The organism is Sphingomonas sp. 10B4, from assembly GCF_035019905.1.
Classification (GTDB): domain Bacteria; phylum Pseudomonadota; class Alphaproteobacteria; order Sphingomonadales; family Sphingomonadaceae; genus Sphingomonas; species Sphingomonas glacialis.
This window is the reverse complement of sequence record NZ_JASJVC010000315.1, coordinates 1-271: the sequence shown is the minus strand read 5'-3', so window position 1 is coordinate 271 and position 271 is coordinate 1. Positions and strand designations below refer to the sequence as shown.

The following is a 271-nucleotide window of genomic DNA, read 5'->3' as shown; positions in this document are numbered from 1 at the left end:
GCTTAGGTCCGCGCGCTTACGCCATCATCGGCCAAGGCATGATTTCGCGCATCATCGAAGCGCGCCCGGAAGAACTGCGCATCTTTTTAGAAGAAGCGGCCGGCGTATCACGCTATAAAGAGCGGCGGCGCGAAACCGAAAACCGGATTCACGACACCCACGAAAATTTGGTGCGGGTCGATGACATTTTGCGTGAGCTTAATGCCAATCTGGAAAAGCTGCAAGCGCAAGCCGTGGTCGCCAATAAATTCCACGAATTGCAGGGTGATCA

At 54.2% G+C, this 271-nt stretch carries 1 protein-coding gene; it reads left to right on the top strand.

The genetic code is table 11. From position 1 onward, the window contains the following. A partial coding sequence (locus QN347_RS19945) for a hypothetical protein (RefSeq protein WP_323494422.1) occupies positions 1 to 271 on the top strand: 271 nt, incomplete at both ends.